The 13,823-nt window shown below is 74.4% G+C and carries 10 protein-coding genes; all 10 read left to right on the forward strand.

Translation table 11 applies throughout. The features are described from left to right. The first annotated feature begins 65 nt into the window (after positions 1-65). The 10 genes from AB0D45_RS11670 (at position 66) to AB0D45_RS11715 (ending at position 13,823) form a co-directional block, all read left to right on the forward strand. The gene (locus AB0D45_RS11670; RefSeq protein ID WP_362457360.1) at positions 66-1,277 is read left to right on the forward strand and encodes an ROK family transcriptional regulator; all 1,212 of its coding nucleotides are present in this window, start codon (positions 66-68) and stop codon (positions 1,275-1,277) included. 49 nt (positions 1,278-1,326) lie between these two features. Further along, positions 1,327-2,661: an ABC transporter substrate-binding protein gene (locus AB0D45_RS11675; RefSeq protein WP_362457363.1), complete on the forward strand. Its 1,335-nt coding sequence runs from the start codon at positions 1,327-1,329 to the stop codon at positions 2,659-2,661. A gap of 5 nt (positions 2,662-2,666) precedes the next feature. Beyond that, positions 2,667-3,608, forward strand: coding sequence for a sugar ABC transporter permease (locus AB0D45_RS11680; RefSeq protein WP_362457366.1), 942 nt, complete (start codon positions 2,667-2,669; stop codon positions 3,606-3,608). Continuing rightward, a complete protein-coding gene (locus tag AB0D45_RS11685) occupies positions 3,605-4,444 on the forward strand; it encodes a carbohydrate ABC transporter permease (protein WP_362457369.1) in 840 nt (279 codons plus the stop codon). The genes AB0D45_RS11680 and AB0D45_RS11685 overlap by 4 nt, the downstream gene beginning before the upstream one ends. Before the next feature lie 5 nt (positions 4,445-4,449). After that, positions 4,450-5,715 (forward strand): 6-phospho-beta-glucosidase, encoded by a 1,266-nt coding sequence (locus AB0D45_RS11690; RefSeq protein WP_362457372.1) that lies wholly within the window; start codon positions 4,450-4,452, stop codon positions 5,713-5,715. Further along, entirely contained in the window at positions 5,706-6,704 is a 999-nt protein-coding gene (locus AB0D45_RS11695; RefSeq protein WP_362457375.1) for a BadF/BadG/BcrA/BcrD ATPase family protein, read from the forward strand. The genes AB0D45_RS11690 and AB0D45_RS11695 overlap by 10 nt, the downstream gene beginning before the upstream one ends. 435 nt (positions 6,705-7,139) lie before the next feature. After that, positions 7,140-8,432, forward strand: a complete 1,293-nt coding sequence (locus tag AB0D45_RS11700) for a hypothetical protein (RefSeq protein ID WP_361606993.1) — start codon at positions 7,140-7,142, stop codon at positions 8,430-8,432. 173 nt (positions 8,433-8,605) lie between these two features. Next, complete coding sequence (locus AB0D45_RS11705; RefSeq protein WP_361606996.1) at positions 8,606-9,538, forward strand: glutamate ABC transporter substrate-binding protein; 933 nt, start codon at positions 8,606-8,608, stop codon at positions 9,536-9,538. A 143-nt stretch (positions 9,539-9,681) separates the two neighbouring features. Next, positions 9,682-10,956, forward strand: coding sequence for a hypothetical protein (locus AB0D45_RS11710; RefSeq protein ID WP_362457378.1), 1,275 nt, complete (start codon positions 9,682-9,684; stop codon positions 10,954-10,956). Then, the gene (locus tag AB0D45_RS11715) at positions 10,953-13,823 is read left to right on the forward strand and encodes a tetratricopeptide repeat protein (protein ID WP_362457381.1); all 2,871 of its coding nucleotides are present in this window, start codon (positions 10,953-10,955) and stop codon (positions 13,821-13,823) included. The genes AB0D45_RS11710 and AB0D45_RS11715 overlap by 4 nt, the downstream gene beginning before the upstream one ends.

A 13,823-nucleotide genomic window follows, 5' to 3' on the forward strand; every position in this document is an offset into this window, starting at 1 on the left:
GACACCGCTCAAGCGCTGATAGGAAACTTACCTAACAGTGCGTCTCGGTGAGGGAGAGTCCCGTCATGCCCGCCGCCACCCCCGGAACCCCCAGCCTGCTGCGCGCCATGAACGACCGCGCCGCCCTGGAGCTGCTGCTGACGCACGGCCCCTTGTCCCGGACCCGCATCGGGCACCTCACCGGCCTCTCCAAGCCCACCGCCTCGCAGCTGCTGGCCCGGCTGGAAGCCGCCGGGCTGGTCGTCGCCACCGGCACCCACGGCGGCCGTCCCGGCCCGAACGCCCAGCTGTACGCGCTCAACGCCCGCGCCGCCCACGTCGCCGGCCTCGACGTGACCCCCGAGCGGGTGCTGGCCGCCGTCGCCGACCTGACCGGCACCGTGACCGGAGCCTTCGAGCTCCCCTGCACCGAGGAGGCCGGCGCCGTCGGCCAGGTGACCCGGGCCCTGGACGGGGCCCTCCAGGACGCCGGCCTCGGCCGCCGCGACCTGCACCGCCTGGTCATCGCCACCCCCGGTGCCTTCGACCCCCGCTCCGGCCGGCTGCGCTACGCCGGCCACCTGCCCGGCTGGCACTCCCCCACCCTCCTCGACGAGTTGGCAGCCGCCCTGCCGATGCCGGTCGAGTACGAGAACGACGTGAACCTCGCCGCGGTCGCCGAGCAGCGCCTCGGCGCGGCCCGCGGCCACGAGGACTTCGTCCTGCTGTGGAACGAGGAGGGCCTCGGCGCCGCCCTCGTGCTCGGCGGCCGGCTGCACCGCGGCTGGACCGGCGGCGCGGGCGAGGTGGGCTTCCTGCCCGTGCCCGGCCACCCCCTGGTCCGCCAGGTCACCCGGGCCAACAGCGGCGGCTACCAGAAACTGGCCGGCGTCCAGGCACTGCCCTCGCTCGCCGCCACCGCCGGCGTCCGGGCCGCCGCCGCCCCGGACGCCCGGCCGGCGGCGCAGGTGGCCGCCGGGGCCGAACTGCTGCGGCGGGCCGCCGCCGAGCCCGAGGGGGCCCGCCTGCGCTTCCTCCGGTCGTACGCCACCGCGCTGGCCACCGGCCTGGCCTCGCTGGTCTCCGTACTGGACCCGGAGATCGTGGTCCTGTCCGGCATCCTGATCACCGCGGGCGGCGAGCCGCTGCGCGCCCTGCTGGAGGAGGAACTCGCCGAACTGGCGCCCTCCCGGCCCCGACTCGTCACCGGCGAGGTGCCCGAGCGGCCGGTCCTGCGCGGCGCCCTGGAATGCGCCCTGGCCACCACCCGCGAGGACGTCTTCGACACCTCCCGCTAGACGCCCCGACCCCTCATCCCCGGTTCTCCCCCAGAGAGCGAGCTCCGCCATGCCCAAAGCCGCACGCCTGACCACCACCGCGGCCGCCCTGGCCGCCATATCCGTCCTCACCGCCGGCTGCGCCGGTCAGGGCGGCGCCCCCGCCGCCGACGACCCGAAGGCCGACGTCACCCTCTCCTTCTGGCACGGCTGGTCCGCTCCCGCCGAGGTCAAGGCGATCGAGGAGAACATCGCCCGCTTCGAGAAGGCGCACCCGAACATCAAGGTCAAGGCCACCGGCAACATGACCGACGCCAAGATCAACCAGGCGTTGCGCGCCGGCGGCGACAAGGCGCCGGACGTGGTCTCCTCCTTCGCCACCGACAGCGTCGGCGCGTTCTGCAACTCCAAGGCCTTCGCAGACCTGAACCCCTTCCTCCGGAAGTCCGGGATCGACAAGACGAAGGTCTTCCCCCAGACCCTGCTGGACTACACCCAGTTCAACGGCAACCAGTGCACCCTGCCGCTCCTCCACGACGCCTACGGCCTCGTCTACAACAAGACCGCCTTCGCGGCCGCCGGGATCACCGAACCGCCCCGGACCTGGAGCGAGTTCGCCGAGGTGGCGGAGAAGCTGACGAAGCCCAAGGGGGACTCGTACGAGCAGCTCGGCGTGATGCCCACCTTCCACGGCTACGAGACCACCCCGACGCGGCTGGCCGCGCAGTGGAGCCCGACCTACTTCACCGCCGACGGCGCGTCGAACCTCGCCGGCGACCCCGCCTTCGCGAAGATGCTGACCGCCCAGAAGGACCTGGTCGCCAGGCTCGGCGGCTACGGGAAACTGGAACGCTTCCGCTCCACGTTCGGCGACGAGCTGAGCGCCGAACACCCCTTCCACAAGGGGCTCGTCGCCATGCAGATCGACGGCGAGTGGCGGCCGGCCATGGCCAAGGCGGCCGGCGTCCCCTTCGAGATCGGTACCGCCCCGCTGCCCGTACCGGACGACCAGCGGGCCGACTACGGCAAGGGCTACCTCTCCGGCACCATCATGGGCATCTCCTCCGCGAGCCGGAAGCAGAACGCCGCCTGGGAACTGGTGCGGTACATGACCACCGACACCGAGGCCGTGGTCGCCTTCGCCAACGCCATCCACAACGTGCCCTCGACCCTGCCCGCGCTCGCCTCCCCCCAGCTCCAGGTGACCCCGGAGTCGAAGACGTTCCTCGACATCGCCCGGCACCCGAAGTCGAACACCACCCCGGCCCAGGCCGACGGCGGCGCCTACCAGCTGACCTTCCAGGACTTCGCGTACGCCGTCGAGAAGGGCGACGTCCCCGACCTCGCGGCCGGGCTCGCCAAGACGGACAGGCAGATCGACACGGACATCGCGAAGGCCGGTTGACCCCGATGAGCACCCCCACCCTGCGGGCGAAGCGCCGCCGGTCCGCCCTGCGGACCGCGGCCTTCATGTCCCCCTGGCTGACCGGTTTCGCGGTCTTCTTCGCCTACCCCCTGCTGTCCACCCTGTACTTCTCCTTCACGAAGTACGACGGCTTCCGGCAGCCCGCCTTCAACGGCCTGGACAACTGGAGCTACGTCTTCACCGACTATCCGCTGTTCTGGCCGGCGATGCGCAACACCCTGTGGCTGGTCGTGGTGATGGTGGGCTGCCGGGTCGTCTTCGGCCTCGGCGTCGGCCTGCTCATCACGAAGATCAAGACGGGGGCCGGGGTCTTCCGGACCCTGTTCTACCTGCCCTACCTGGCCCCGCCGGTCGCCGCGACCCTGGCCTTCGTCTTCCTGCTCAACCCCGGTACCGGCCCCGTCAACAGCCTGCTGGACGCGGTGGGGTTGCCCGCCCCCGGCTGGTTCACCGACGCCGACTGGTCCAAGCCCGCGCTGACCGCCCTCGCGCTGTGGGGGGTCGGCGACCTGATGGTCGTCTTCATGGCCGCGCTGCTCGACGTACCGAAGGAGCAGTACGAGGCCGCCGAGCTGGACGGGGCGGGTGCCTGGGCGCGGTTCCGGCACATCACCCTGCCGAACATCTCGCCGATCGTCATGTTCGCGGTGGTCACCGGGGTCATCCAGGCCATGCAGTACTACACCCAGCCGCTGGTGGCCGGGAAGGTGGCGGCCGGGGTGATCGGCGGCTCGGGCCAGCAGTTCGATCCCGGCTACCCGGACAAGTCCACGCTGACCCTGCCCCAGCTCGTCTACAACCTCGGATTCCAGCGCTTCGACTACGGCACCGCGTGTGTCGTGGCGCTGGTGCTGTTCGTCCTCTCCATGGCCTTCACCGCGCTCCTGATGCGCCGCCGTGGCGGGCTGATCGGAGCGGGTGCATGAGTACGCACAGCCGCCGGGCCGTGCTGCACTGGGTCGGGGTGCACTCCCTGGGTGTGGCCGCCGCCCTGTTCTTCGTCCTCCCCTTCGTCTTCCTCTTCCTGACCTCGCTGATGACCGACCAGCAGGCGCTCACCCGCGATCTGGTGCCGGACACCTGGGTCTGGGACAACTACGCCCAGGTGTGGAACACCCCGGGATTCCTGACCTGGTGGCGCAACACCCTGCTGTACGCCGGGCTGGGGACCCTGCTGACCGTGGTCTCCTCGGTCCCGGTGGCCTATGCGCTCGCCACGTTCCGCTTCCGCGGGCAGCGGATCTGCCTGCTGCTGGTGATCGCGACGATGATGCTGCCGCCGCAGGTGGTGGTCATCCCGATGTACCTCTTCTGGGCCAAGCAGCTGGGCCTTTCCGGCACCCTGTGGCCGCTGATCGTCCCGCTGGCGTTCGGCGACGCCTTCTCCGTCTTCCTGCTCCGGCAGTTCCTGCTGACCATCCCCGACGAGTACCTCGACGCGGCCCGCGTCGACGGGTGCGGCGAGGTGCGCACCCTGCTGCGCGTCGTCCTGCCCATGGCGAAGCCGGGGATCGCGGCCGTCGCGCTGTTCCAGTTCTTCTCCGCGTGGAACGACTACTTCGGCCCGCAGATCTACGCCTCCGACAACCCGGCCGCCTGGACCCTCAGCTACGGGCTGGAATCCTTCAAGGGGGCGCACCACACCAACTGGAACCTGACCATGGCGGCGACGGTGCTCGTCATGGCCCCGGTGATCGTCCTCTTCTTCTTCGCCCAGAAGGCGTTCGTCGAGGGAGTCACCCTGACCGGAGTGAAAGGCTGACCCCGATGAGACTCGCAGTGGTGGGCGGCGGTTCCACCTACACCCCCGAACTGGCCGACGGCTTCGCGCGGCTGCGCGACACCCTGCCCGTCACGGAACTCGTCCTGATCGACCCCGCCGCCGACCGGCTGGAGCTGGTCGGCGGACTGGCCCGGCGGATCTTCGCCCGCCAGGGCCACCCCGGGCGCGTCACCACCACCTCCGACCTGGAGGCCGGGGTGGCCGGAGCCGACGCGGTACTGCTCCAGCTGCGCGTCGGCGGGCAGGCGGCCCGCCTCCGGGACGAGACCTGGCCCCTGGAGTGCGGCTGCGTCGGCCAGGAGACCACCGGCGCGGGCGGCCTCGCCAAGGCCCTGCGCACCGTCCCGGTCGTCCTGGACATCGCCGAACGGGTCCGCCGGGCCGCCCCGGACGCCTGGATCATCGACTTCACCAACCCGGTGGGGATCGTCACCCGGGCCCTGCTCCGGGCCGGGCACAAGGCGGTCGGGCTGTGCAACGTCGCCATCGGCCTCCAGCGGAAGTTCGCGGCGCTGCTGGAGGTGGCGCCCGCCGAGCTCCACCTCGAACACGTCGGCCTCAACCACCTGACCTGGGAACTGGGAGTGCGCCTGGGCGGCCCGGACGGCCCCGACGTCCTGCCGCGGCTGCTCGCCGGACACGGGGACGCCGTCGCCGCCGACCTGCGCCTGCCGCGCGCCCTGCTCGACCGGCTCGGCGTGGTGCCCTCGTACTACCTGCGCTACTTCTACGCCCACGACGAGGTGGTGCGCGAGCTGGGCGCGAAGCCGTCGCGGGCCGCCGAAGTCGCCGCGATGGAACGGGAACTCCTCGCCCTGTACGGGGATCCCGCGCTCGACGAGAAACCCGCACTGCTGGCGGCGCGGGGCGGGGCCTTCTACTCCGAGGCGGCCGTGGACCTGGCGGCCGCCCTGCTGGGCGGCGGCGGGCCGTCCGTCCAGGTGGTCAACACCCGCAACGGCGGCACCCTGCCCTTCCTGGCGGACGACGCCGTGATCGAGGTGCAGGCGCGCGTCGACGGCGACGGCCCCGTACCGCTGCCCGCGCCCCGCCTCGACCCGCTGTACGCCGGGCTGGTCGCGCACGTCAGCGCGTACGAGGAGCTCGCACTGGACGCGGCCCTGCGCGGGGGGCGCGAGCGGGTCTTCCGGGCCCTGCTGGCGCACCCGCTCGTCGGGCAGTACGACCTGGCCGAGGGGCTGACGGACCGGCTGCTCGCGCACAACAAGGAGCACCTGCCATGGGCGTAGCCGGGCCCGCGGTCCCGATGGCCCCCGCCGTCCTCGCGATCGACGCGGGCAACAGCAAGACCGACGCCGCCCTCGTCGCCGCCGACGGAACGGTCCTCGGCACCGGGCGGGCGGGGGGCTTCCAGCCGCCCCTGACCGGGGTGGAGGCGGCCGTGGACGTGCTCGCGGAGGCCGTCGCCAAGGCCGCGGCGGCCGCCGGGCTGCCCGGGGTGCCCCGCGCGGCGCGGGTCTCCGCCTGCCTGGCCAACGCCGACCTCCCGGTGGAGGAGCGCCGGCTGGCCGACGCGGTCGCGGCGCGCGGCTGGGGCGCGGCCACCGAGGTGCGCAACGACACCTTCGCGATCCTGCGGGCGGGCGTGGACCGGCCGCGGGGGGTCGCGGTGGTGTGCGGGGCGGGCATCAACTGCGTGGGGATGCTCCCCGACGGGCGCACCGCCCGGTTCCCCGCCCTCGGGCAGATCTCCGGGGACTGGGGCGGCGGGAGCGGCCTGGCGCAGGAGGCGCTGTGGTGGGCGGCGCGGGCCGAGGACGGGCGGGGCGGCCCGACGGCCCTGGCGGCGGCCCTGCCGGCGCACTTCGGGCTGGCGTCGATGGCCGCGCTGATCGAGGCGCTGCACCTGGGCGGGCTGGACCGGGGGCGGCTGCACGAGCTGGTGCCGGTGCTGTTCGCGGTGGCGGCGGCGGGCGACGCGGTGGCCTCGGCGGTCGTGGAGCGGCAGGCCGGGGAGGTGGTGGCGCTGGCCTCGGTGGCTCTGGACCGGCTGGGGCTGCTGGGTCAGGAGGTGCCGGTGCTGCTGGGCGGCGGCGTCCTCGCGGCCCGGCACCCGCAGCTGAACGGCCGCATCGAGGAACTGCTGTCCCACCGCGCGCCCCGGGCCCGCGTCTCGGTGGTCACGGCGGCCCCGGTCCTGGGCGCCGCCCTCCTGGGCCTGGACGCCCTGCACGCGCCGCCCGCCGCCCTGACGAGGCTCCGCGCCCACTTCGAGTGAGGCGCCCTTCCCGGGAGAAGACGGAGCCGGGCCCGGCCGGCGCGCCCGGTCCCCCGCTTCGTCACGGCGCCGGGCCATCCCCCGTACGGGGAGGTCAGCCGCGTCCGGGGACCACATCCCATCGAGTGAAACCGGCCTGCCAAGCCGTACGGCGGGAACCGCCGGGGCCCTTGCGGCGTATTGACGGTCGGGAGTGACGGGGGAAACCGCGGGGGCGGGACAGGGGCCGTCGGCCGGGGCGGTTCGGAAGGGGGATCGTCCAAGATCGGGCACCGGGTGCTGTGGCCGGGCGCTGCTACGGCCATACTGCTGCGGAGCAGAGGGACCGAGGGGGAGGTCACGGTGGCCATCACGACACGCGCGTCCGCGCCCGGGGGCGGTACCTCCGGGCCGCCGCCCGCGCCGCCCGGGCGCGGTACCGCCTGGGCCGAGGGCGTGGAGCGGCTGCGCGCCGCGGCGACGACCGAACCGGGCCGGCTGCGGATCATCGGCGCGGTGCTGGCCGCGCTGGTCGTGCTGTTCGGCGCCGTGGCCGTGTGGGAGGTCGCCGGCCGGGTCGCGGCCGCGCAGGACGTGGTGGGCCGCAGCCAGCCGCTGAGCGCGGACGCGGCGAGCATCTACCGGTCCCTCGCCGATGCCGACACGGCCTCCTCCAGCGGTTTCCTCGCGGGCGCCCAGGAGCCGCGGGAGGTCCGCAAGCGATACGAGAAGGACATCGCGAACGCCTCCCGGCTGCTGGTGAGCGCGGCGGCCAACACCGGGGCCGGCGGGGAGTCCCGCAAGGAGATCGCCCTGCTCGGCGAGCAGTTGCCGCGCTACACCGGCCTGATCGAGCAGGCCCGGGCGACGAACCGGCAGGGCCTGCCGCTCGGCGGCGCCTACCTGCGCTACGCCAACGAGCAGATGAGCACCGTGCTGTTGCCGGCCGCGCAGCGGCTGTACGAGGCGGAGACGGGCCGGCTGTACACGGACTACGACGACGCCCGGTCCTGGCCGGTGGCGGCGACGGCTGCGGGCGTGCTCGCCCTCGGTGCGCTCGGCTGGGCGCAGCGGCGCAGCTACCGGCGTACCAACCGGGTGTTCAACCACGGTCTGCTGGCGGCGACCGCCGCGGCGGCGGTGGTGCTGCTGTGGCTGACGGTGGGCCAGTCGGTGGCCCGGGCCGGGCTGGGTGAGGCCAGGGCGGACGGGCAGGAGTCCCTGAAGGTGCTCAACGACGCGCGCATCGCCTCGCTCCAGGCGCGGGCGAACGAGAACCTGACGCTGATCGCACGGGGCGCCGTACTGGCCGAGGACAAGAAGTCCGACAAGTACGACGTGGACTACGAGAAGAACATGGAACAGCTCGACGCCGGTCTGGCGCGGGCGCTGCGGCTGGCCGACGACGGCAGCGGGCGGGAGCCCGTCTCCAAGGCCGTGGCGGGAGTGGCGCAGTGGAAGCAGCGGCACGCGGCGGCCCGTGACGCCGACATGAAGGGCGACTACGAGCTCGCCCTGCCCCAGGTCATCGGGGACGAGACGCACAAGGACAGCAGCGGGGCCTCGTTCGACACGGTGGACGCCTCCCTGGAGCGGGCCGTGGCCCATGAGCAGAAGCAGTTCACCCTGGCCGCCCGGGACGGACTCGGCGCCCTGGGCGGGCTGGTGACGGGCTCGGCGGTGCTGGCGGTCGCCGGCGCGGCGGCGGCCCTCCTCGGCATCGGCCGCAGGCTTTCGGAGTACAGGTGAGATCGATGCGGATACGAGGGACACGGCCGGAGCGGCCCGGGCGGTACGGGACGGGGACGCCGCAGGAGGCGGAGGGCGCCGGGGCGCCGGCCGCCGCCGGGCCGCGCCCGTCCGGTGCGGCCCGGGTGCGGCGCGCGGCGGGCCGGCTGCGCGGCTGGGGCGGGGTGAGCGCGATGGCCGCGGCCTGCGCGGTGACGGCGGCGGCCGTGCTGCTGCCGCTCGCGGGCTCCTCGCCCGGCGGCGGGTCCGGGGTGGTGCACGAGCCGGCTTCGGTGGCGGCGGTGCCGCTCGCGCCGGCCGACACCTGCCAGGACCCGGAGGCGAGCCTGCGCCCCTCGGGGCTGGACGGTCCGGCGATCGAGCGGATCCGCAAGGCGGGCAAGCTCGTGGCGGGCGTGGACCAGAACAGCTTCAAGTGGGGCTACCGCAACCCGGACGGCCACCTGGACGGTTTCGACATCGACCTGGTCAAGGCCATAGCCAAGGACATCCTCGGCAACGAGGAGCTGGTCATCTACCGGGCCGTCCCGACCAGTCAGCGGATCCCGGCGCTCCAGGAGGGCCGCGTCGACATCGTCGTGCGGACCATGACGATCAACTGCAAGCGCCTGGAGGACGTGGCCTTCTCCACGGCGTACTTCGAGGCCGGGCAGCAGGTGCTGGTGCCCAAGGGTTCGCCGATCAAGGGGTACGACGCCTCGTTGAAGGGTCGCCGGATCTGCACGGCCGCCGGTTCCACGGCGGAGGCGGCCCTGAGGTCCCAGTCGTACGGCGCGGTCGGGGTGTCCGTGCCGAACCAGCTGGACTGCCTGGTGCGGCTCCAGCTGGGCGAGGTGGACGGGATCATCACCGACAACGCGCTGGCCGCCGGGCAGGCGGCGCAGGACCCTTCGGTGCAGCTGGTCGGGGCGCCGTTCACCCGCGAGTTCTACGGGGTGGCGATGAACAAGGACGCCTCGGACCTGGTGCGCCGGGTGAACAAGGTGCTGGAGAACTACCGGGCGGGCGGTGACCAGAGCCCGTGGGCGACCTCGTACAAGAAGCACTTCGAGGGCGTGCTGCCGGGGGCCGGCGTGCCGCCGGCGCCCAAGTACCGGGACGGCTGAGGCCGGTGGCGGATTCGGAGCGGTACGTGAGCGAGCCCCATACGAGCGGGTCCCGTACGGGCGGCCTCCCGGCGGGCGGCCTCCCGGCGGGGGGACCTCCTGCGGGCGGGCCCGGTGCGGGCCGGCCGGGGGCGGGGCCGGTGATGGACCGGGACGACGTCGACCGCGCGCTGGCGCGCCTGGGCGCGGAGCACGAGGCCGTCGAGACCTCCCTGCTCGCTCTCCAGGACCACGCGGGGCGGCGGCTGCTGGAGGGTGCCGCGCTGAGCGGGGTCACCAAGGAGCGGTGGGCCGCCGCCGACGCGGCGGTGACCCGCCTGTGGACGTACTTCGACGCCTACAGCGGGGCGCTGGCCGCCGCCCGGGAGATCCGCGAGCGGCGCCGCTGGCCCAGCCGTGAGGACCTGGCGGAGCTGACGGAGCGGCTGCGCGGACCGGGGGTGACGATCGCCGGGGCAGGGGCGCAGGGCGTGGGGCTGGCCGAGCGCTTCTCGCTGGCCGAGCTGGTGGCGCGGATGAACGAGCTGTACGCGTCGTCCCTGGACGTGGTGGTCGCCGCCGACGCCGTCTGGTCGGCGCTGCCGGCGCGGATCGACCTGCTCGCGGCCGAGCTGCACCGGACGCGCTCGCTGGCGCACTCGGTGGGGGTGCGGCCGGGTGAGCACCCCTCGGGGGACGACCTGGAGGAGATCACCGCCGAGCTGGCGCAGCTGCGGGAGGCGGTGATCGCGGACCCGCTGGCCTTCTGGCTGCCGGCGTCGGGGAGTTCCGCGCCGGGCGGGGGCCGTCCGGACACCGCCCGCTACGACCGGGCGGCGCGCGCGCTGGACGACGTACGGCGCGAGGTGGAGGCGGTCCTGACCGTGCGGCAGGACGCGGAGCAGCGGCTGATCGCGGTGCGGGACCTGCTGTCGCGGGCCGACCGGACGCTGGCGGAGGCGCGGACGGCGCGCGTGGAGGTGCTGGCGAAGATCGCGGCGTCGGAGGTTCCGGCGGTGAGCGGTCCGCCGACGGCCCTCCAGGAGCAGTTGGCGGCGGCGGCCGAGTACCGGCGGCGCTCGCAGTGGCACCGGCTGTCCCCGCTGCTGGACGCGCTGGAGGACCGGGCCGAGGAGGAACTCCGGCGGGCCCGTAAATCGTTGACCGCGGTGACGGCGCCGCTGGCGGTCCGGGCCGAGCTGCGCGGGCGGCTCGACGCGTACAAGGCCAAGGTGGCCCGGCAGGGTCTGGCGGAGGATCCGCTGCTGATCGAGCGGTACGACGCGGCCCGGCGGATGCTGTGGAGCGCGCCCTGCGACCTGCGGGCGGCGGAGCAGGCGGTCTGGCGCTACCAGCAGGCGGCGGCGCAGGCGGCGGCGCCGCAGGAGCACCGGCCCGGGACGGACCGGCCCGTGGGGCCGGGGGAGGAGGACGCATGAGCCTGATCGGAACGCCGTGCCTTCGCCCCGGCTGCCCGGGGGCGTACGAGGACATGGGCGGCGGCGAGGTGTACTGCGACACCTGCGGGCTCGCTCCGGTGGGTGCGGTCGCGGCGGGCGCCGGGGAGCTGGTGTCGCCGCCGACGGGGATGACGAGCGCCGCCCGGCAGGGCGACTCGCGGGGGTCGGCGGGTTCGCGCGGCTCCGGCCGCTCCTCCGCGTCGGCCCGTTCGTCGAGGTCCTCGCGCTCCTCGTCCTCGCGCCGCTCGGTGTCGGGGCGGCTGTCGCGGTCGCTCCCGGGCTCGGCGTCCACCCGGTCGGTGTCGGTGCGCAGTTCGGGTTCCGCGGCGTCCTCCTCGGGGCGCAGCCGGCTGGGCGCGGGGCTGGTCAGCGTCCCGGAGGTGCCGCGTCCGGATCCTTCGGCGGCGGTGCTGGAGCGTCCGGAGGTGCCGGAGCGCAAGCGGTTCTGCTCGCGCTCGGACTGCGGCGCTCCGGTGGGCCGGGCGCGGGGGGAGCGGCCGGGCCGTACGGAGGGGTTCTGCACCAAGTGCGGGCACCCGTACTCCTTCGTGCCCAAGCTGCGGGCCGGCGACGTGGTGCACGGCCAGTACGAGGTGGCGGGCTGTCTGGCGCACGGCGGGCTCGGCTGGGTCTACCTGGCGGTGGACCGGGCGGTGTCGGACCGGTGGGTGGTGCTCAAGGGCCTGCTCGACACCGGGGACCAGGACGCGATGGAGGCGGCGATCTCCGAGCGGCGCTTCCTCGCGGAGATCGAGCACTCCAACATCGTGCGGATCTACAACTTCGTGGAACACCTGGACCAGCGGACGGGTTCGCTGGACGGCTACATCGTCATGGAGTACGTGGGCGGCAAGTCGCTGAAGGAGATCGCCAACGAGCGGCGCCGCCCGGACGGGCGGCGTGATCCGCTGCCGGTGGAGCAGGCGTGCGCGTACGGGATCGAGGCCCTGGAGGCCCTCGGGCACCTGCACAGCCGCAACCTCCTGTACTGCGACTTCAAGGTCGACAACGCGATCCAGCAGCAGGACCAGCTGAAGCTGATCGACATGGGTGCGGTCCGCCGGATGGACGACGAGGAGTCGGCCATCTACGGGACGGTGGGCTACCAGGCGCCGGAGGTGGCGGAGCTGGGGCCGTCGGTGGCCTCGGACCTGTACACGGTGGCGCGCACGCTGGCGGTGCTGACCTTCGACTTCCAGGGCTACACGAACGTCTTCGTGGACTCGCTGCCGGATCCGGAGCACATCGAGGTGTTCCAGCGGTACGAGTCCTTCTACCGGCTGCTGGTCCGGGCGACCGATCCGGATCCGGGGCGGCGGTTCGCGTCCGCGCAGGAGATGGCCGACCAGCTGACGGGTGTGCTGCGGGAGGTGGTCGCGCTGCAGACGGGCCGGCCGCGGCCGCAGCTGTCGACGCTGTTCGGGCCGGAGCTGCGGGTCCCGGACACGCAGCTGTACGAGGACGCGCCGGGGGCCGAGGTGTCCCGGCTGGGCGTGCGGTCCGTGGCCTCCCGGCGGGGCGGGCTCTTCAGCCGGATCACGGGCGCGGGGTCCGCGGAGCCGGCGGGGTCCCCCGAGGGCCCGGGGCAGCTCCTCGGGCAGGTCCCGGGGCAGGCTGCGGGCTTGCCGCAGGGCCCGGCGCACGCGCCGGTCTCCGCGCCGGAGCCGGCCGGACCGGCCGGCGCCGCTTCCGCGCCCGCGCCGTCCGTTCCGTCCCCTCCGCCCGCTCCGCCCACTCCGTCCGCTTCGCCCGCCGGAGCCGCCTTCGCGGGGAGCGGCGGGGCGGCGGGGCCCGCGCTCGGCACCACCGCCACCCACGTCGCCGGGGCCGCCCTGCCCGGACCTCGGCAGGCGCCCGCGGCCGCCGCGCCCGCGCCCGCCCGCGGCCCGGGCGCCCGTACGCCGCTGCCCGCCGCGGCCGGGCTCGCGGTGCTCGACGCCCGCGACACGGCACTCGCCCTGCCGGTGCCCCTGGTGGACCCGGCCGACCCCAACGCCGGCTTCCTGGCGGGCCTGCTCGCCTCCGCCCCCGCCGACCTGCTCGGCGCGCTGGGCTCGGCCCCCGCCGACTCCGCCGAGCTGCGGCTGCGGGAACTGCGCGCCCGGCTGGAGCTGGGCGAACTGGCCGTGGCGGGGCAGGCCCTGGCCGCCCTCGAGGCCCGGTATCCGGACGACTGGCGGGTGGTGTGGGCCCGCGGGATCGCCTCCCTCGCCACCGGGGACGACGAGATAGCGGCCCTGTCCTTCGACGCCGTCTACGACGCCTTCCCGGGCGAGCCCGCGCCGAAGCTGGCGCTCGGGCTGTGCGCGGAGGTCCTGGGGCAGCTGGACAACGCCGCCGAGTACTACCGGCTCGTCTGGATCACCGACCCGGGGTTCGTCAGCGCCGCCTTCGGGCTGGCCCGGGTCCAGCTGGCGGCCGGGGACCGTGAGGCGGCGGTGCGCACCCTGGAATCCGTACCGGAGGCCTCGATCCACTACACCGCCGCACGGGTGGCGGCCGTACGGGCACGCCTGCGCGACCGTTCCCCGCAGGAGGAGCTGCTGCCCGACCTGGTGGCGGCGTCCGTCCAGGTGGAGGCGCTGCGGCGGTTCGGGCTGGACCCGGAGCGGCAGGAGCGGCTGGCGACGGAGGTTCTGGGCGCCGCCCTGGACTGGGTACTGTCGGGTAGCCGGGGTGCCGACCCCGGCCGGACCTCGCTGCTCGGCTGTCAACTGGACGAGCGGGGGCTGCGCTTCGGCCTGGAACGCTCCTACCGCGTCCTCGCCCGGCTGGCGCAGCGGGGCGAGGAGCGGATCGAACTGGTGGAACGGGCAAACCGTTTCCGTCCCCGGACGTGGGTGTGA

The organism is Streptomyces sp. NPDC048352 (assembly GCF_040651895.1).
Taxonomy (GTDB): domain Bacteria; phylum Actinomycetota; class Actinomycetes; order Streptomycetales; family Streptomycetaceae; genus Streptomyces.